We start from the raw sequence: 17,172 nt of genomic DNA on the forward strand, positions 1-17,172 counted from the left end.
CTATCGGGAGACCGGAACCCGCGGGCGGCTGCGGCCGATCGGCGCCAGGGCCAGCAGGCTGAGCCGGCTGTGGCGCACCGCGGCGCGCACGCCGATCGCCACGACGGCGGCGCCCACCACGGTGATGGCGATGCCGGCCACGTCGGCACCCGGAATCTCCACGAGACCCGCCGCGATCGGCAGCCCGACCAACGCGGCCAGGCCGGTGACCTGCATCGGCACCAGAATGAGCGGATGTGCGGCCGCTGCGCGCAGGGCGGGCGGCGCGGGCGTGTGCGGCGCGGTCGCGAACGCCCCGGCGCCGCGGCGCACCTGACCGAGGCGGCGTACGCCGAGGGTGAGCACGATCAGCGCCGGCACCGCCGGCAGGAGCGCGGCCGCGGGAGCGTTGGACACGCCCGGGATGACCCAGGTGACCAATGGCACCGCCACGAACACCGCGGCGCCGGCGGCCACCAGCCAGGTCAGGTGGCCGGCTCGCCGTCGAAGGTCACGCGCCGTCCGCGCCCCGGGCAGGGCGTCGGCGACCAGCCCGGCCGCGAGCCAGGCCACGGCGAGCGCGCCGGCGAGGATGAGATCCGCTGCGATGTCCACATCGACAGCCTCCCCCCGCGGCCACCTCAGCGACACCGGGTTATCACCGGACTCACAGAACTCGGACCCCGTAAGGGGTGCCCTGAGGTTCCGCTGTGGACGCCGTCACACCGCGAACTGCTGGACCGGCTCGGTCGCCGGCGCCGGCGGCGTCGCCTTCCACAGGCCGGACTTCTGCGCGCCGAGGCGGGCCAGATAGGCCGGGTTGAGCAGCACGTAACGCTTCCACAACCGTTTGGGCTCGAGCCCGAGACGCCACAGCCACTCCAGGGCGTACTTCTGCATCCACGGCGGCGGGTTCTTCAGCAACCCAGCGTGATAGTCGAAGGCGGCACCGACAGCGAGCAACGGCATGTCGAGCAGCGGCCGCATCGCGTAGGTGAACACCTCCTGCCGGGGACAGCCGAGCCCGACCAGAACGATCCGCGCCCCCGAAGCCTTGATCCGCTCCGCGATCTCCGCGGCCTCACCCTCGTGCGAGCCCCGGAACTTCGACGCTTCCACGCCGGCGATCTTCAGCGCCGGAAACATCTCTTCGAGGGCCGGCACCAGCCGCGCCAGCGTGGGCTCGGTCGACCCGTACAGATAGATAGGAAGACCCTCGGCCGCGGCCTGCTCGACCACCTTGAGCGTCAGCGTCGGCCCGTAAACGCGGTCGGTGAGCCCGGCATGGTGCACGAGGTTCAACGCCCACCGCACCGGCTGCCCGTCCGGCGTAACCAGATCAAAGGAGTTGAGCCGAGCACCGTGCGCCCGATCCTGAACGCCGGTCATCACCCCATGGACGGCGAGCGCCGTGACCGCATACCCCCGCCGCTCCCGGGCGGCCCGCATGATCCGCTCAGTGGCGTCCCGATAGTCGGTGACGTCCACCAGCACCCCGAGGACGCTGCGTTTGCCCGGGCCCAAACCAGCACGCGAGACGCTCACAACAACACCCCAGGATCCGAGACAGATGACAGGCCGCGAGCATAGTCCGCCACACCCGGCCACGAAAAACGGTGCGTTTTGCCAGTTTCCGGCACGTTACACCGTTCGAGCGACGGGTACTGACGCTCCGTACCCGAAAGAGGTCTTGAAGCGTGACGAGATCGCAATGCGCACCCACCGCACTCACCGCAACCACCGCAACGTGGGGTTTCAGGGGGCTCGGCCCCCTGAGCAGATATGCCACAGGCCCCCGGCCCGCGTTTTCCGCGGGCAGAGGGCCCCTAGGCTTGTGGGGATGGGGGGAGTTGAACCCCCACGTCCTTTCGGACACACGGACCTGAACCGTGCGCGTCTGCCATTCCGCCACATCCCCGTGGCAAGTTGACCGCCGGGCCAACTTTTTGTTACTGGCTGCGACAGACTACGCTGTCGCACGTCACCAAGCGAGTTGTTATCGCCCGCGGCGCCAGGGAAGACTAGCACGGCGTCGACGGGGGTCATACGAGGGTCAGAAGTGCCGGCAGCCGCGAGCTACGGATGCGCAAGCGGCGGCCGGATACCATCATGTCCTCGGAAGCCGAGGAGGAGCCGGTGAGCGTGCTGCAGCGCTTTGAGAAGCGATTGGAAGGCCTGGTTGAAGGGGCCTTCGCGAAGGTGTTCAAGGGTGTCGTGCACCCTGTGGAGATTCTGAATGCCATGCAGCGGGAGGCCGAGGCGCACAAGGCCATCCTCGCCGGTGGCCGCACCCTGGTGCCGAACCGCTACGTGATCGACCTCTCACCTTATGACCACAGCCGGTTGGCGCCCTATGCGGCGGCGCTGGCGCAGGAGCTCGCGCAGTCGCAGGCCGAGTTCATCGGTGAGCAGGCGTGGACGGTCTACGGCGACGTGATCGTCGAGATCGAGCGCGGCGAGGGCCTGGACACGGGAATGTTCCGGGTGACCGCCGAGGTCTACACCGGTGGCGAGGTGGCGCCGGTGCAGCAGCCGGCGTACGACGCCGGCCCGCAATACCCGCCGTACGACCAGCATCAGGGCGGTTACCAGCAGCACGGCGGCCCGAACGGCCGCAGTGTGGGCCTGGTGTCCGGCGACGGGCGCACCTACCCGTTGCAGATGGGCTCGACCGTGATCGGCCGCGGCGACCAGGCGAACCTTCGCCTGCCCGACGTCGGCATCTCGCGGCGCCACGCCCGCCTGGACTACGACGGCAACCAGGTCGTGCTGACCGACCTGGGCTCGACCAACGGCACGATGGTGAACGGCCAGCGGGTCTCCGCCGTGGCGCTCAACCCGGGCGACATGATCCAGCTGGGCACCACGACGCTGACCTTCCGAGTGGACGGCTAGGCACCTTGCCCGAATTCGTCCTCACCGTCGCCCGGTTCGGCTTCCTGATCCTGCTGTGGATCTTCGTGTTCACGGTGGTGGGAGTGATTCGACGGGATCTCTTCGCTGGGGTCCGGTCCAAGAGCATCGTCGCCAGCCCTCGGGGGGTGGGTGGCGCGATGCCCGCGGGCCGGCCGGCGAAGGTGAAGCGCGGTAAGGCCGCACGGCAACTCGTGGTGACGGCCGGCAACCTCGCCGGCACCCGCATCACGTTGGGTGATATCCCGATCACTATCGGTCGGGCGGAGGATTCGACGCTCGTCATCACCGACGACTTCGCCTCGGCCCGGCACGCCCGCCTGGTGCCCCGCGACGGCCAATGGTTCGTCGAGGATCTCGGCTCGACGAACGGAACTTACCTCGATCGCGGTAAGGTCTCCGGACCCACTCCCGTCCCCCTTGGCGTACCGATCCGGATCGGTCGCACATCTCTCGAGTTACGGCCATGACCCTGACCCTGCGCTATGCCGCTCAGAGCGACCGCGGTCTGATCCGAGACCTTAACCAGGACTCCGTCTACGCCGGGCCGCGGCTTCTTGCCGTCGCCGATGGCATGGGTGGCATGGCCGCTGGTGACGTCGCATCCAACATCGTGATCGCCGCCATGGCGCCGCTCGACGAGGACGTTCCCGGGGATGCCCTGGTGGACGCGCTCCGGCACGCGGTCGGGACGGCCAACCAGCACCTGCGGGACACCGTCGACGCCAACCCGCAGCTCGAGGGCATGGGCACCACGCTGACCGCGGTGCTCTTCTCCGGCAGCAAGTTCGGCATGGTGCACATCGGCGACAGCCGTGCGTACCTGTTGCGCCGCGGCGAGTTCGCCCAGATCACCAAGGACGACACGTACGTCCAGATGCTGGTCGACGAGGGCCGGGTGAGCCCGGAGGAGGCGAGCAGCCATCCGCAGCGCTCGCTGCTGACCCGCGCGCTCGACGGGCGCGACATCGACCCCGAGTACTCGGTCCGCCAGGTGCTCGCCGGCGATCGCTATCTGATCTGCAGCGACGGCCTCTCCGGCGTGGTCAGCGCCGACACGATCGAGCAGGCGATGCGCGAGCTCGCCGACCCGCAGGCGTGCGTCGAGCGGCTCGTGCAGCTGGCGCTGCGCGGCGGCGGCCCCGACAACATCACCGTCGTGATCGCGGACGCGATCGACACCGACATCATGGAGCAGGCGCCGATCGTGGGCGGCGCGGCCGCCATCGACCGGGGCAACACCACGGTGGCGGACGCCTCGACCTCGGCGGCCCGGGCCGCGGCGCTGCAGAAGCCGCGTCCGCCGCAGCCGGTGCCGGCCGAGTCCGACGGGTACGACCGGGACCAGGAGCCGAAGGTCCACCCGGTGCGGACGACGCTGCTCGTGCTGGTGCTGCTGGGAGTGCTGGGCGGCGGCCTGTGGCTGGGCTACCGCTACACGCAGGACCAGTACTACGTGGGCGCGACCGACGCCGGTCAGATCGCGATCTTCCGTGGCGTCCCGGGGCAGATCGCGGGCCTCGACCTGTCGAGCGTGAACGAGACCAGCCCGGCCCGGCTCGACGACCTGACCGTCGTCGCGCAGGAGCGGGTGAAGCAGGGCATCCACGCGCAGAACAGGTCGGACGCGGTGCAGACGCTCTCCGAGCTCACGGACGAGAGTCCGTCGAACCCGAACCTCAAGCCGCTGTGCTCGGTGCCGTCCGCCGGCGTCTCGGCGACGCCGACCGCCCCGCCGGGCACCCGAAACCCGTCGGCGCCCGCCACGGCCGCCGGCACGCCCTCCGCTCAGGTTTCCGAGAGCGCCCCTTCCGCGGACGATGCGGACGGGTGCCGGACCGTCAACTGACCATCGCTCGACAACGTCTGGGGATGTCTTGACCGCGCCCGCCGTACCGGCCCCTTCGCCCGCTTCCACGGGCGAGATGTCGCGTATCCCGGGGATGAAGACCCACCGGAATGCCGAGCTGGGCCTGCTCGCGTTCGCGATGGTGCTGGTGGCGATCTACGCCGCCACCGTCGAGGCGAACCAGTTCGACACGATCCACACCACGTTCTGGATCCCGGCGGCGCTCCTCGGGGTGCTCTTCCTGGGACTCCACTTCGTGGTGCGCTACACCGCGCCGTACGCGGATCCGGTGCTGATCCCGGCGGTCGCGCTGATCAACGGCCTGGGCGTGGGGTTCCTCCGGCGGCTCGACATCGCCCGCGCGATCGCCAACAAGCAGGCGATTCCCGGCATCTTCGCCGGGACCGGCGGCCGGCAGCTGGCCTGGACCCTCGGCGCCCTGATCCTGGCGGCGATCCTGCTGCTCGTGGTGCGTGATCACAAGGTGGTCTCCCGGTACGCGTACACCCTGGGCCTGGTCGGCATCGTGCTCGTGATGATCCCGGCCGTGCTGCCGGGCAGCCTCTCCGAGGTCAACGGCGCGAAGCTGTGGATCAAGCTGGGCGCCTTCTCGATCCAGCCCGGTGAGTTCGCGAAGCTGGCGCTGGTCTCGTTCTTCGCCTACTACCTGGTGCGCAAGCGCGAGGTGCTCTCGCTGGCGAGCCGCCGCTTCCTCGGCATCGACTTCCCGCGCGGCCGCGACCTGGGCCCGGTCGTCACGGTCTGGCTGCTCAGCCTCCTGGTGCTCGTCTTCGAGAAGGACCTGGGCACCGCGCTGCTGTACTTCGGCCTGTTCGTGGTGACGCTCTACGTCGCGACCGAGCGGGCCAGCTGGCTGATCATCGGTCTCCTGCTGTTCTTCGGCGGCGTCTACACGGCGTACCTGCTGGGTGACACGGTCGGTGGCCCGTTCGCCAACTTCTACGACCGCGCCTCGATCTGGCTGGACCCGTTCGCGCAGGCCAACTACGACCGCGCCGGCGGCAGCTACCAGCTGGTGCAGGGTCTGCTCGCGCTGGGCACCGGCGGCCTGTTCGGCTCCGGGCCGGGGGCCGGCTCGCCGGGACTCGTGCCCGAGGTGCGCACCGACTTCATCTTCGCCGGCATGGGCGAGGAGATCGGGCTGTTCGGCCTGGCCGCGCTGCTGGTCTGCTACCTGCTGATCGTCGAGCGCGGGCTGCGCGCGGCCCTGAACGTCCGCGACTCGTTCGGCAAGCTGGTCGCCGGCGGCCTCGCGTTCACCCTGGGCTTGCAGGTCTTCGTCATCCTTGGTGGCATCACCGGACTCATTCCGCTCACGGGTCAGACGACGCCGTTCCTCTCGGCGGGCGGTTCCTCACTGATGGCGAACTGGTTGTTGATCGCGATGCTGCTGCGGATCTCGAACGCCGCGCGCGGCCCGGCCAACAGCGGCGGCAGCGGGGACCGACCGGGACCCGGACCCAAGAAAGCACCCACCCAGCTGCACGGCGCCATGACGGAGGTGATCAAGCCGTGAACGCTCCCCTGCGACGGGCCGGCGTGGTCATCCTCGTCCTGTTCGGCCTGCTGTTCGCCAACCTCAACTGGGTGCAGGCGTACAAGGCCGACGACTACCGCACCAGCGACTACAACCGCCGGGTCGTGGTCGCCCAGTACGAGCGCCCGCGCGGCGTGATCGAGGCGGACGGCAAGGGCCTGGCCGTGAACAAGGCCACCGACGACACGCTCAAGTACCTCCGGGTCTATCCCAAGAAGGAGGTCTACGCGCCGGTGATCGGGTACCGCCCGGTCAGCCTCGGCGCCACGGGCATCGAGAACAGCGAGAACGACTTCCTCTCCGGGGAGAGCGACACGCTCTTCGCCGACCGGGTGAAGGACATGTTCACCGGCAACAACACCGGTGGCGGCAACGTCGTGCTGTCGCTGAACACGAAGGCCCAGGAGACCGCCTGGAAGGAAATGACCAACAACGAGCGCGGCGTGACCAAGGGCGCCGCGGTCGCGATCGACCCGCGCACCGGCGCGATCCAGGCCATGGTGTCGATGCCCAGCTACGACCCGAACCCGCTGGTCAGCCACGACGAGAAGGCGGCCGCGGCGGCGTACAACAAGCTGCTCAAGGACAAGGACCAGCCGCTGCTCAACCGGGCCACGCAGCAGACGCTGCCGCCCGGCTCGACCTTCAAGGTGATCGACTCGGCGGCCGCGCTCGCCAACGGGTACACCACGTCCACCGAGATCCCGGCCGGCAGCACCTACAAGGAGAGCGGCGCGGTCATCCACAACGCCGAGGACGAGGTCTGCCCGGGCAGCCAGGTCACGCTCAAGGAAGCGCTCACCGAGAGCTGCAACACCGGCTTCGCGAAGCTCGGCGTGAAGCTCGGCCGCGACAAGATCGTCGGCATGGCGAAGGCGTTCGGCTTCGAGGACGACAAGCTCACGGTCGGCAACCTGAAGGAGAACACCGGCCTCCCGGTGGCGGCGAGCCGCACCGGCGACATCGCCAACCCGGACGGCAGCGTCGACAAGGGCGCGCTCGCGCAGTCCGCGATCGGCCAGCGCGACGTGCGGATGACCACGATGCAGGGCGCGCTGATGGCCGCCACGGTGGCCAACGGCGGCAAGCAGATGCGGCCGTACCTGGTGCAGAAGCTGCTCGGACCGGACCGCCGGACGATCTACAACGCCAACCCGACGACCCTGCGCACGCCGATCTCCGACGGCGTCGCCGCCGACCTCAAGGACATGATGGTCAGCGTGGTCGAGAACGGCACCGGCCGGAAGGCCCGGATCGACGGCTTCGACGTCGGCGGCAAGACCGGTACGGCGCAGAACGCGGTCGGCGCCGACCCGCACGGCTGGTTCATCGGCTTCGCCTTCAACGACAAGGGTGAGGCGGTCTCCGCGGTCTGCGTGATGCTGGAGAACGTGCCCGGCGGGCACGCCAGCGCCGAGGCGGCGCGGATCTCCGGCCTCATCATGAAGGCCGCGGCCAGGGGAGGGGACTGATGATCAGCCCTGGGGTGACCCTCGGCGGCCGCTATCGCCTCGACGAGCGGATCGCCGGCGGCGGGATGGGCGACGTGTGGCGCGGCACCGACGAGGTGCTGGGCCGGACGGTCGCCGTCAAGATCCTGCTCCCGGCCCTGCTGGACGAGCCCGGCTTCGCCGAGCGGTTCCGCGGCGAGGCGCGCACCATGGCCACGATCAACCACCCCGGGGTCGTCGACGTCTACGACTACGGCAGTGACCAGCAGCTGGCGTTCCTGGTCATGGAGTACGTCGAGGGCGACGCCCTGTCGCGCACCCTGAGCCGGGTGGGCCGGCTGACCCCGGCGCGCACGATGGCGCTGGTGGCGCAGGCGGCCGACGCGCTTCAGGCCGCGCACGCGAACGGCATCGTGCACCGCGACGTCAAACCGGGCAACCTTCTGGTACGGCCGAACGGCACGCTCGTCCTGACCGATTTCGGCATCGCGCGCTCGGCGCTGGTCGGCCAGCTCACCGTGGCCGGCTCGGTGCTCGGCACCGCCTCGTACATCTCGCCCGAGCAGGCCTCCGGCGAGGTCGCCACGCCCGCCTCCGACGTGTATGCGCTCGGCGTGGTCGCGTACCAGTGCCTGTCGGGCCACCGCCCGTTCGACGGCGCCACGCCGATCGAGATCGCGATGAAGCATGTCCGGGAGACGCCCCGGCCGTTGCCCGCCGACATTCCGCCGCCGGTACGCGCCATCGTGGACCGTGCGCTGGCCAAGAACCCCGGCGAGCGCTGGCCGTCCGCCTCGGCGATGGCCGCGGTCGCCCGCCAGGCCGCGTCCGCGCTGGCCAACACCGCGCAGCAGCCCGCCGGCGCCGCCCAGCCCGTGCGCGCCGCCGGCGCCGGCCCGATAAGCCCGGCCGCCCGGCCGCACTCGGGCGCCGCCGCGCCCGGCTCTCCGGTGACCGGCAGCGCCCGCCCGCCGTACCCGCCGGTGCCCCGACCCGTCTCGGGGGCGCGCGGAGCGGCATCGGTACCCTCGGGACCGCCGGTGCAGCCGTACCGGCCGCCCTATGGCGCGCCGGCCCAGCCGGCGTCGACGGTCAAGCCCGAGAGCTCGGCCGGCCGGCAGGTGCTCATCGTTCTCGCCGTCGTCCTCGCACTGCTGGTCCTGCTGTGTGCCGGGGTCATCTCGTTCCTCTACAAGCAGGGCAAGCAGAAGAGCAGCGCACAGAGCGACCGGCCGGTCACCGCGGTGGTCGTCCACACGGGCACCGCCGACAATGAACCGTTGGCGGCGTCGTACCGTCTAACCAGACAGGCGGGCGCCAAACCCGGCTGGACCCGAAACGAAGGACGACAGACGCTATGACGGCGCAGGCCCGCCTGCTCGGTGGCAGGTATCAGGTCGGCGAGCTATTGGGCTACGGCGGCATGGCCGAGGTGCACCGAGGACGCGACCTCCGGCTCGGCCGCGACGTGGCCATCAAGATGCTGCGCACCGACCTGGCCCGCGACGCGACCTTCCAGGAGCGGTTCCGCCGTGAGGCGCAGAACTCCGCGGCGCTCAACCACCCGGCGATCGTCGCCGTCTACGACACCGGCGAGGAGATCTCGTCGACCGGCGAGAAACTGCCGTTCATCGTCATGGAGTTCGTCAACGGACGGACCCTCAAGGAAGTGCTCGCCCAGGAGCAGCGGATCCAGCCGCGCCGGGCGCTCGAGATCATCGCGGACATCTGCGCGGCCCTGGAGTTCAGCCACCGGCACGGGATCATCCACCGGGACATCAAGCCCGGCAACGTGATGATCACGCAGAACGGCCAGGTCAAGGTCATGGACTTCGGCATCGCCCGGGCCCTGGCCAGCGGCGCGACCACGATGACGCAGACCAGCGCCGTGATCGGCACCGCGCAGTACCTCTCGCCCGAGCAGGCGCGCGGCGAGGCCGTCGACGCGCGCTCCGATGTGTACGCGGCCGGCTGCGTTCTGTTCGAGCTGCTCGTCGGGCACCCGCCGTTCGTCGGGGACAGTCCGGTCAGCGTGGCGTACCAGCACGTCCGGGAGGACCCGCGGGCGCCCAGCGACGTCAACCCCGAGGTGCCCCGCGACGTCGACGCGATCGTGCTCAAGGCCCTCGCCAAGAACCCGATGAACCGCTACCAGAGCGCCCAGGAGATGCGCGCCGACGCGCTGCGCGCCGTCTCGGGCCGGCCGGTGCTCGCCACCCCGGTGATGAGCGAGGCCGAGACCATTGCGCTCCAGAGTCAGCAGGCCACCCGGCAGTGGCAGCCGCAGGCGGCCACCACCATGCAGCGCCCGGTCCCGGGCATGCCGCCCCGGCCGCCCGAGAAACGCTCGTCGTGGGTGATGGCGGTGCTGGCCGGCCTGGGCGTGCTCGTCGTGGTGGTGCTCGGCGTCGCGCTGGCGATGTCGCGCAACAGCAACAAGACGCCCGACGGCGGCCAGTCGCAGGCCGCGACGGTGGCGATGCCCCGCCTCAAGGGCCTGACCGACGCGCAGGTGCAGACCGCCATCGCGCAGGCGAAGCTGACGAACGTGACCGCCGAGACACCGAAGACCGACAAGGACTGCGACGGCACGGTCGTCAACCAGAACCCGCAGCCCGGCGCCCAGATCCCCACCGACCAGGCCGTGACCTATCAGCTGTGCGTCCCGCCGGAGCAGGTCACCGTGCCGGACAACCTGGTCGGCAGCACCAAGGAGGTCGCCGACGCGGCGCTGCGGGAAAAGAACCTCACCCCGCAGTACAAAGAGGTGAACAGCTCCAAGCAGGCCGGCATCGTCACCGACGTGCAGCACGCGGGCGACAAGGTCGACCCCGGCTCCACGATCGTGGTGAGCATCTCGAAGGGCAACCAGCTCAAGATGCCGAAGGTGACCGGGCAGTCCGAGGAGACCGCGGTGGCCCTGCTCGACCAGGCCGGCTCCGGCACCTTCAACGTCTCCCGGAAAGAGGTCCCGGCCACCGACCCGAGCCAGATCGGCACGGTCGTGCAGCAGGACCCGCGGCCCGGCGCCACGGTGGAGAAGGGCGAATCGGTCACGATCACGGTCGCGGTCGACGCGACCAACCCGAGCGGCGACCCGACGCCCGACGGCACCGAGACGCCCGGCGGCAACGGTGGTGGCACCGGCGGCGGCCAGGTCCTCGACCGGGCGGTCGCGATCGTGCGCCCGGAAAGCTAGCCGGGGACTCCTACAGACCCTAAGCGGTAGCGAACGCCGCTCGGCGCCGGGACTCGACCTCGGCGGCGAGCGGCGGCGCCTTGTCCAGGGCCGAGGGCAGGCCGCAGGAGGCCAGCCAGTTCGCCAGCATGGTGTGGCCGCCCTCGGTGAGCACCGACTCGGGGTGGAACTGGACGCCCTCGATCGGCAGCGTGCGGTGGCGCATGGCCATGACGACGCCCGACTCGGTGCGGCCGGTCACCTCGATCTCGTCGGGCAGCGTCCCGGGGAGCACGGCCAGCGAGTGATAGCGGGTGGCGGTGAACGGGTCGGGCAGGCCCGCGAGCACACCCGCGCCGGTGTGGCGGACCTCGGAGGTCTTGCCGTGCAGCAGCTCGGGGGCGCGGGTCACGGTGGCGCCGAAGGCCGCGCCGATGGCCTGATGGCCGAGGCAGACGCCGAACATGGGCACTTTTCCGGCGTACGCCCGAATCGTCTCCATCATGATGCCGGCGCGTTCCGGCGTGCCCGGCCCCGGCGAAAGCAGAATGCCGGCGGCGCCGAAGGTGCCGACCTCGGCCACGCTGATCTCGTCGTTGCGCCGCACCTCGCACTCCGCGCCGAGCTGGCCGAGATACTGCACCAGGTTGAAGACGAACGAGTCGTAGTTGTCGATCACAAGAATGCGCACGTCAGTCACCTGGTAGGCCGGTCGACGCCTGCTTGGACGTCGCGGAGGTCGAGGGGTGCGGGGCGTTGGACTCCACGCTGTACGGGATCTCGTCGGGACCGTTGTCACTGTCCGGCGTGACCGCGTTGGGGTCCTCCTGGGCCGGACCCTGCTCAGACCCGGAGCCGACCTGGACGTCGTCGAAGGGCAGCAGCGGGGTGGCCCACGGGAAGATCACGTACCAGAGCAGGGCGACGGTGGCCACGGTGAGGCCGATCGAGCCCACCACCTTGCCCCAGATACCGAACGGGAGCTTGCGCCAGATCCAGGCGTACATCGCCTACGCCTTCGTCTTCATCTCGGCCGGCATGCCGGCGTCGGGCAGGGACTGGTCACGCGGCACCTTCGAGGCCAGCTGGGCGTGCACGATGAGCCGCTGATAGTTGTTGAACTTCGGGTTGCAGGTGGTCAGCGTGAGCAGGGCCTTCGTCGGTTTCACGCCGGGCTTGTCGGGCACCGGGGCGACGACCTCGACCGCGTCGGGCGTGACCACCTCGTGGCCGTAGACCTTGTAGACGTACCAGAACTCGCGGGTCTCCACGCCGATCACGTCGCCGGGCTTGAGCTCGTCGAGCCGCCAGAAGATCTTGCGGATGCGGTGCCCGGCGACCGAGAAGTTGCCGATCTGGCCGGGCAGAGCGGTGTCCGGGTAATGGCCGGGCGCGTACTTGATGTCCTGCGGCCGGACACCGTTGACGACCACCCACTCCTTGTCGAGCTTGGGAATGTAGAGCCGGCCGACCAGGCTCTCGCCGGGCGCCGCCGGACCCTGCTTGGTAGGGGCGGCGGATGGGCCGACGGTCGGGTCGTTCCACTGCTGGTCGAGCTCGTCGGTCAGCGCGTTCTGCTCGTCCTGCACCTTCGCCGAGTTGCCGAAGACCTCGTAGCCCGCGAACAGCAGCACGATCAGCCCAAAGGTGATCATCAGCTCGCCGGAGACGCGGATGCCCGTCCGGATCCGCGAGCCGAGCGACGGGCGGGTGAGCTCGGAGTAGACGCTCTTGTAACCCTCCCCGGTCTGCTCGGGACGAAGCTTGACCACCCGCTCGCCGCGTTTCGGCTGCACGTCGTCGGACTCCTCGGTGGGCGCGGGGGCCGGGTCGGGCCCGCCCGGCCGGACCGGGGGCGCCGCCGCGGCACCGAGGGCGGCGTCGGGGTCGGCGCCGGCCATGGCGGCCTTCGCCGCAAGACCCGGGACCGCGGACATGAGGGCGGTCGGGGCTTTGATCGCGGGTGGCGGCTGGGTGGTGGCTTGCGGTGGCACCGAGGGGAGTACGCCGGTGGGCGCGTCCACCGTGCGAATGACGGCCGTCTGATTCGGGTCCTGTCGCGGCGTCGCCTGATACGGGTCCTGTCGCGGGCCCGCGGCCGGGAGGGGTTGGGTGGCCGAGGGTGGCGGCGTGGCCGGGAGCGGCTGCGTCGCGGCGATCGGCGGGAGCGGCCGGGCGGCCGGGGGTGGCGCAGCGGCCGGGAGCGGCTGCGTCGCCGAGACCGACGGCAGCGGCTGGGTGGCCGAGGGTGGCGGTGCGGTCGCGGCCGGCTGGGTGGCCGAGGGCCGCGGTGTGGCCGGGAGTGGCTGGGTGGCGGAGATCGGCGGCGCCAGCGGGCGCGGCTGGGCCGCCGACGGCGGTGGCGCGGCCGGGAAGGGCTGGGCGGCCGACGGCGGTGGCGTGGCCGGGAAGGGCTGTGCAGTCCGGAAGGGCTGGGCGGCCCCGTGGGGCGACGCGGCTGAGTAGGCCGGGGCGGCGGACTGCGCGGGCGGGTAGCCGGGGGTGGCCGGGCTGACCGGGGTCTGCGGGCTCGCCGGCGGGTGGGGGAAGCCGTTGTGCGGGGCGGCGGCGTTGCCTCCGTTGTTGGCCGCGGCGCCGGTGGCCGCGTTGCCTGCTGCCCCGGTTGCCGTGCTGGCTGCTGCCCCGGTTGCCGTGCTGGCTGCGGTGCCGGTTGCCGTGCTGGCTGCGGTGCCGGTTGCCGCGCCGGTTGGCGCTCCGAAGAAGCTGAACGAAGGGTCGACCGCGGCTGCTGGGGCCGGCGGTTCCGGGTCGCGGCGCCGGGCGGCCGTGGCGGCCGCGTGGACCTCGTCGATCGACGGGGCCAGGCTGGGCACGTTGGTGGAGACGTGGGGGTTTGTCGGTTGCGTGTAGTTGTCCCGGACGGCCGCTATCCGGCGCTCCGCGGCGGCGTCGGTGCCGATCACCGCCGTCTCGGCGGCCGCCGGCTGGGCCGGCGAGGGCGGCGCGGGCGGCGGCGGCACGGGCCGGGACGCGGCGGTGGGTTGCGTCGGTGGTGGCGGCGACATGGGCCGGGCGGTGGCGACGGCCGGGGCGGTGGGTTGCGCGGGTGGTGGCGGCGAAGCGGGGCGGGCTGCGGCGGGCGGTGGAACGGCACCTGCGGCGGGTGGTGGGACGGCCGCCGCGCCGGGCCGGGCCGGGGGTGGGGTGGCGGGCGCGCCCAGGCCTACCTGGGGCGCGAGCGGGCCGCCGGGCACGCCGTCGGGAGACGCGTCGGTGATCCGAGGGATGTACGCCGTCTGGGCGTCACCGTCGGGAGCGCGGTGCCGGCCCGAATTGGTACCCGCCGGCGGGGTGTCCGGATCCGTCATTACTCGGCAACCCGAGCGGATCGGAGGTCACTGGACCCGTCGTACGCCCGCACAGTCACGTTCCTCTCCACGGTTTCGGTGTAGCCGAGGCCGAAGTCGGCGACCGCATCCCGGAATTGCTGGACCCCTTCCGCGGATTCCAACGCGCGATGCATCGCTGTGGGTTCGCCAATCGCCGTGATCTTGAATGGTGGTGAGAAGACCTGGCCATGAAGTAGCAGCGTGTTGCCGACACAGCGTACCGCGCTGGTCGAGACGACGCGGACATCCATGATCGACATTGCCTCGGCCCCACCTGCCCAGAGTGCGTTCACGACCGCCTGAACATCACCCTGGTGGACGACGAGATCGTCATTGTCGGGGGCGTTCGGGCCGAGGTCGGCGCCGCGCCGGGGCGAGTCGTTGAGGGTGACGGTGATGCCAGGCCCGCGCAGCGCGGTGAACCCGGCCGGGGCCCGCAACGCGTCCGCTCTCTCTCGTGCCGCCTTGACCGGCTGGTCGACCTCGGCGAGCTGGGCGGTGTCCTGATCGACCTCGGCGCGCAGCTTCGCGGCCGCCTGCTCGCGGGCGTCGAGGCGCACCTGCTTGTCGGTGATGAGCTGGGCGAGCTGGGGCCGTCGGTCGTCGCGCAACTGGGTGCCGTCGGCGGTACGTGCCGAGGTGGTGAACAGCAGCCCGGCCACGAGAGCGATCAGCGGCACGCCGACCGTCCACCGGGTGCGTTCGCCACCCGTTCGGGGACGCAGGCCGCGGAGCGCACGCCGCAACACGAGCCGCCAGGACGGCGTGCCGGTCGTGTACTCCAAGGTCGCCATCCTCCCGATTTACGGCGCCGGACATTTTCCTCGCCTGGCGGGTGCCGGTCTGCGCGCCGCCTTGACTACGCTAGCCGGTGAACAGTATTCGCCACGGGCAGCAGTCGGGGCATCCCGAGCCGCTCAGCGGTGGGTTGTTCACCACTTGTTGCCCTTCAGGAGAGCACCGTGCCGAAGTCTCAGGTTCGCAAGAAGAAGGTCTACACCCCGCCGACGGACGTCCGTCCGGCGGTGGCGGCGGCGTCCAAGAAGCCGAGCCCGACCTGGCTGCCGATCACCGCGGTCACCCTGATCGTGGTGGGCATCGCCTGGCTCGTCGTCTACTACCTGTCCTCGCAGAAGTGGCCGGTGGAGTCTTGGTCGTATTGGAATCTCGCGGTCGGCTTCGGCTGCATGGTCGCCTCGCTGGGCATCCTGTCCCGCTGGCGTTAGGCCCGCGATGCCCGCTTGATGCGGGTAATGTGACGTTCGTCTGATTTGGCGCACCCCGCGATGGAGCGGGGTGCGCTTTCGCGCCCCGGCAACGCCCTTGATAGATCTCAACAATATGCACTCACAGTGCAAGTTGAGGGCGCCTATTACCCGTGGGTAACATAAGGCAGCCGATCGAGGAGGCAACGCAGATGGGGATCGCGCAGATAGTCGCCACCGTTCTGGCCGGCGCCGTCACGATCACGGCCGTCGTGCTGGCGGTGCGAGCCGTTCTGACGATCACGTCGGTGATCCGGCAGGGTCAGCCGGCCCCGGAGCGGTTCACCGGCAAGGGCACCCGCACCACCACGATGCTGCGGGAGACGCTCGGTCACACCCGGATGCTGAAGTGGTCGGCGATCGGCGCGGCGCACTGGTTCGTGATGGTCTCCTTCCTGATCCTGTTTCTGCTGGTGGTGGAGGCGTACTTCGAGGTCGTCGACCCCGAGGGCGGCCTGCCGGTCATCGGGCACTGGTTGCCGTACGGCCTGGTCACCGAGTGGATCGGCATCCTCGGCCTGGCGGGCATCGGCTACCTGGTCTTCGTCCGCCAAAAGTCGATCAGGTCCAAGCGGAGCAGGTTCCTCGGCTCGACGATGTGGCAGGCCTACTTCGTCGAGGGCGTGATTCTCGGCGTACTCGTGTGCGGGTTTTTGATCCGGGGTTTCAAGGTCGCCAACGGCACGTTCGAGTTCCCGTCCTGGGCGACGCCGCTGTCGCACGCGGTGGGCGACGTCTTGCCGCAAGCGGCGGACGGGCCGACCTGGGTCGCGCTGGTGAAGTTGCTGATCTCGATGGGCTGGCTGATCACGATCGGGTTGAACCCGACGATGGGGGTGGCCTGGCACCGGTTCCTGGCGTTCGTCAACATCTTCTTCAAGCGCAGCCCGGAGAAGCCGGCCGGTTCCGGTCTGGGTGCGCTGCGGCCGATGATGAGCGCGGGCAAGCCGCTGGACTTCGAGGAGGCCGACCCGGAGAAGGACCAGTTCGGCGTCGCGCAGGTGGAGCAGTTCACCTGGAAGGGGCTGTTGGACTTCTCCACGTGTACGGAGTGCGGCCGCTGCCAGTCGCAATGCCCGGCCTGGAACACCGCCAAGCCCCTGTCACCGAAGCTGCTCGTGCTGTCGCTGCGCGATCACGCGTACGCGAAAGCCCCTTATCTTCTGGCCGGCGGCGGCAAGGATCTCACCGGCGAGGAGAAGGCCACCGCCGACCAACTCGCCAAGGTGGACGTCCTGGCGATGGCCGAGTCGGAGCGGCCGTTGATCGGTGGCGCCGACGAGAACGGGATCATCGACCCGGATGTGTTGTGGTCGTGCACCACGTGTGGGGCGTGTGTGGAGCAGTGCCCGGTGGACATCGAGCATGTCGATCACATCGTGGACATGCGGCGGTATCAGGTGTTGATCGAGTCGTCGTTCCCGGCCGAGGCCGGGGTGATGCTGCGCAACCTGGAGAACAAGGGCAATCCGTGGGGTGCGCCGCAGAACACCCGGGAGGATTGGACCAAGGGTCTGGGCTTCGAGGTGCCGCGGGCCGGTTCCGGCGCGGATTTCGAGTATTTGTTCTGGGTGGGTTGCGCGGGCGCGTTCGAGGATCGGGCGAAGAAGACCACCCGGGCGGTGGCGA

15 protein-coding genes and 1 tRNA gene are annotated in these 17,172 nt (G+C 70.4%); 9 read left to right on the forward strand and 7 right to left on the reverse strand.

The features are described 5' to 3' along the window. From ACFQS1_RS32060 to ACFQS1_RS32070, 3 genes are all read right to left on the reverse strand, one after another. Positions 1-594 carry a hypothetical protein gene (locus ACFQS1_RS32060; RefSeq protein WP_378975649.1) on the reverse strand — a complete coding sequence of 198 codons (594 nt, stop codon included), beginning with the start codon at positions 592-594 and terminating at the stop codon, positions 1-3. 105 nt (positions 595-699) lie between these two features. Further along, entirely contained in the window at positions 700-1,503 is an 804-nt protein-coding gene (locus ACFQS1_RS32065) for a WecB/TagA/CpsF family glycosyltransferase (RefSeq protein ID WP_378975685.1), read from the reverse strand. Positions 1,504-1,814: 311 nt separating this feature from the next. After that, positions 1,815-1,897, reverse strand: a tRNA-Leu gene (locus tag ACFQS1_RS32070). 191 nt (positions 1,898-2,088) lie between these two features. Between ACFQS1_RS32070 and ACFQS1_RS32075 the strand changes: the two genes are divergently transcribed. From ACFQS1_RS32075 to pknB, 7 genes are all read left to right on the forward strand, one after another. Next, positions 2,089-2,874, forward strand: coding sequence for an FhaA domain-containing protein (locus ACFQS1_RS32075; RefSeq protein ID WP_203732792.1), 786 nt, complete (start codon positions 2,089-2,091; stop codon positions 2,872-2,874). Positions 2,875-2,879: 5 nt separating this feature from the next. Then, complete coding sequence (locus ACFQS1_RS32080; protein ID WP_360419898.1) at positions 2,880-3,362, forward strand: FHA domain-containing protein FhaB/FipA; 483 nt, start codon at positions 2,880-2,882, stop codon at positions 3,360-3,362. Then, positions 3,359-4,741, forward strand: coding sequence for a PP2C family protein-serine/threonine phosphatase (locus tag ACFQS1_RS32085; RefSeq protein WP_378975651.1), 1,383 nt, complete (start codon positions 3,359-3,361; stop codon positions 4,739-4,741). The genes ACFQS1_RS32080 and ACFQS1_RS32085 overlap by 4 nt, the downstream gene beginning before the upstream one ends. A 76-nt stretch (positions 4,742-4,817) precedes the next feature. Further along, positions 4,818-6,278: an FtsW/RodA/SpoVE family cell cycle protein gene (locus ACFQS1_RS32090; RefSeq protein ID WP_378975653.1), complete on the forward strand. Its 1,461-nt coding sequence runs from the start codon at positions 4,818-4,820 to the stop codon at positions 6,276-6,278. Next, positions 6,275-7,771 carry a peptidoglycan D,D-transpeptidase FtsI family protein gene (locus ACFQS1_RS32095; protein ID WP_378975655.1) on the forward strand — a complete coding sequence of 499 codons (1,497 nt, stop codon included), beginning with the start codon at positions 6,275-6,277 and terminating at the stop codon, positions 7,769-7,771. Before ACFQS1_RS32090 ends, ACFQS1_RS32095 begins: the two co-directional genes overlap by 4 nt. Further along, positions 7,771-9,111, forward strand: coding sequence for a serine/threonine-protein kinase (locus ACFQS1_RS32100; protein WP_378975657.1), 1,341 nt, complete (start codon positions 7,771-7,773; stop codon positions 9,109-9,111). The genes ACFQS1_RS32095 and ACFQS1_RS32100 overlap by 1 nt, the downstream gene beginning before the upstream one ends. Beyond that, complete coding sequence (gene pknB / locus ACFQS1_RS32105; RefSeq protein WP_378975659.1) at positions 9,108-10,949, forward strand: Stk1 family PASTA domain-containing Ser/Thr kinase; 1,842 nt, start codon at positions 9,108-9,110, stop codon at positions 10,947-10,949. Before ACFQS1_RS32100 ends, pknB begins: the two co-directional genes overlap by 4 nt. Positions 10,950-10,968: 19 nt before the next feature. On the opposite strand, the gene ACFQS1_RS32110 is transcribed toward pknB, so the two are convergent. The 4 genes from ACFQS1_RS32110 to ACFQS1_RS32125 are packed head-to-tail and all read right to left on the reverse strand — an operon-like array spanning position 10,969 to position 15,063. Beyond that, entirely contained in the window at positions 10,969-11,619 is a 651-nt protein-coding gene (locus ACFQS1_RS32110; RefSeq protein ID WP_378975661.1) for an aminodeoxychorismate/anthranilate synthase component II, read from the reverse strand. 1 nt (position 11,620) lies between these two features. Next, the gene (locus ACFQS1_RS32115) at positions 11,621-11,935 is read right to left on the reverse strand and encodes a hypothetical protein (protein WP_378975663.1); all 315 of its coding nucleotides are present in this window, start codon (positions 11,933-11,935) and stop codon (positions 11,621-11,623) included. Between the two features lie 3 nt (positions 11,936-11,938). Beyond that, positions 11,939-14,257 (reverse strand): class E sortase, encoded by a 2,319-nt coding sequence (locus ACFQS1_RS32120; protein WP_378975665.1) that lies wholly within the window; start codon positions 14,255-14,257, stop codon positions 11,939-11,941. Next, positions 14,257-15,063, reverse strand: a complete 807-nt coding sequence (locus tag ACFQS1_RS32125) for a DUF881 domain-containing protein (protein WP_378975667.1) — start codon at positions 15,061-15,063, stop codon at positions 14,257-14,259. The genes ACFQS1_RS32120 and ACFQS1_RS32125 overlap by 1 nt, the downstream gene beginning before the upstream one ends. A 177-nt stretch (positions 15,064-15,240) precedes the next feature. On the opposite strand from ACFQS1_RS32125, the gene ACFQS1_RS32130 reads away from it, so the two are divergent. Together ACFQS1_RS32130 and ACFQS1_RS32135 are read left to right on the forward strand one after the other, a co-directional pair. Continuing rightward, on the forward strand, positions 15,241-15,504 hold the full coding sequence (locus ACFQS1_RS32130; protein ID WP_378975669.1) for a cell division protein CrgA: 264 nt from the start codon (positions 15,241-15,243) through the stop codon (positions 15,502-15,504). 191 nt (positions 15,505-15,695) lie between these two features. After that, positions 15,696-17,172: 4Fe-4S dicluster domain-containing protein (locus tag ACFQS1_RS32135; protein WP_378975671.1), on the forward strand; the 1,477-nt coding region annotated here is incomplete at its 3' end.

The sequence above is a fragment of the Paractinoplanes rhizophilus genome (assembly GCF_042664765.1).
In the GTDB taxonomy this organism is placed as follows: domain Bacteria; phylum Actinomycetota; class Actinomycetes; order Mycobacteriales; family Micromonosporaceae; genus Actinoplanes; species Actinoplanes rhizophilus.

Excerpts from the sequence above, each read along its gene's own strand:
- ACFQS1_RS32090 (WP_378975653.1), top strand. The coding sequence starts at position 4,818 with ATGTCGCGTATCCCGGGGATGAAGACCCACCGGAATGCCGAGCTGGGC.
- ACFQS1_RS32120 (WP_378975665.1), bottom strand. The coding sequence starts at position 14,257 with ATGACGGATCCGGACACCCCGCCGGCGGGTACCAATTCGGGCCGGCAC.
- pknB (WP_378975659.1), top strand. The coding sequence starts at position 9,108 with ATGACGGCGCAGGCCCGCCTGCTCGGTGGCAGGTATCAGGTCGGCGAG.
- ACFQS1_RS32085 (WP_378975651.1), top strand. The coding sequence starts at position 3,359 with ATGACCCTGACCCTGCGCTATGCCGCTCAGAGCGACCGCGGTCTGATC.
- ACFQS1_RS32115 (WP_378975663.1), bottom strand. The coding sequence starts at position 11,935 with ATGTACGCCTGGATCTGGCGCAAGCTCCCGTTCGGTATCTGGGGCAAG.
- ACFQS1_RS32075 (WP_203732792.1), top strand. The coding sequence starts at position 2,089 with ATGTCCTCGGAAGCCGAGGAGGAGCCGGTGAGCGTGCTGCAGCGCTTT.
- ACFQS1_RS32100 (WP_378975657.1), top strand. The coding sequence starts at position 7,771 with ATGATCAGCCCTGGGGTGACCCTCGGCGGCCGCTATCGCCTCGACGAG.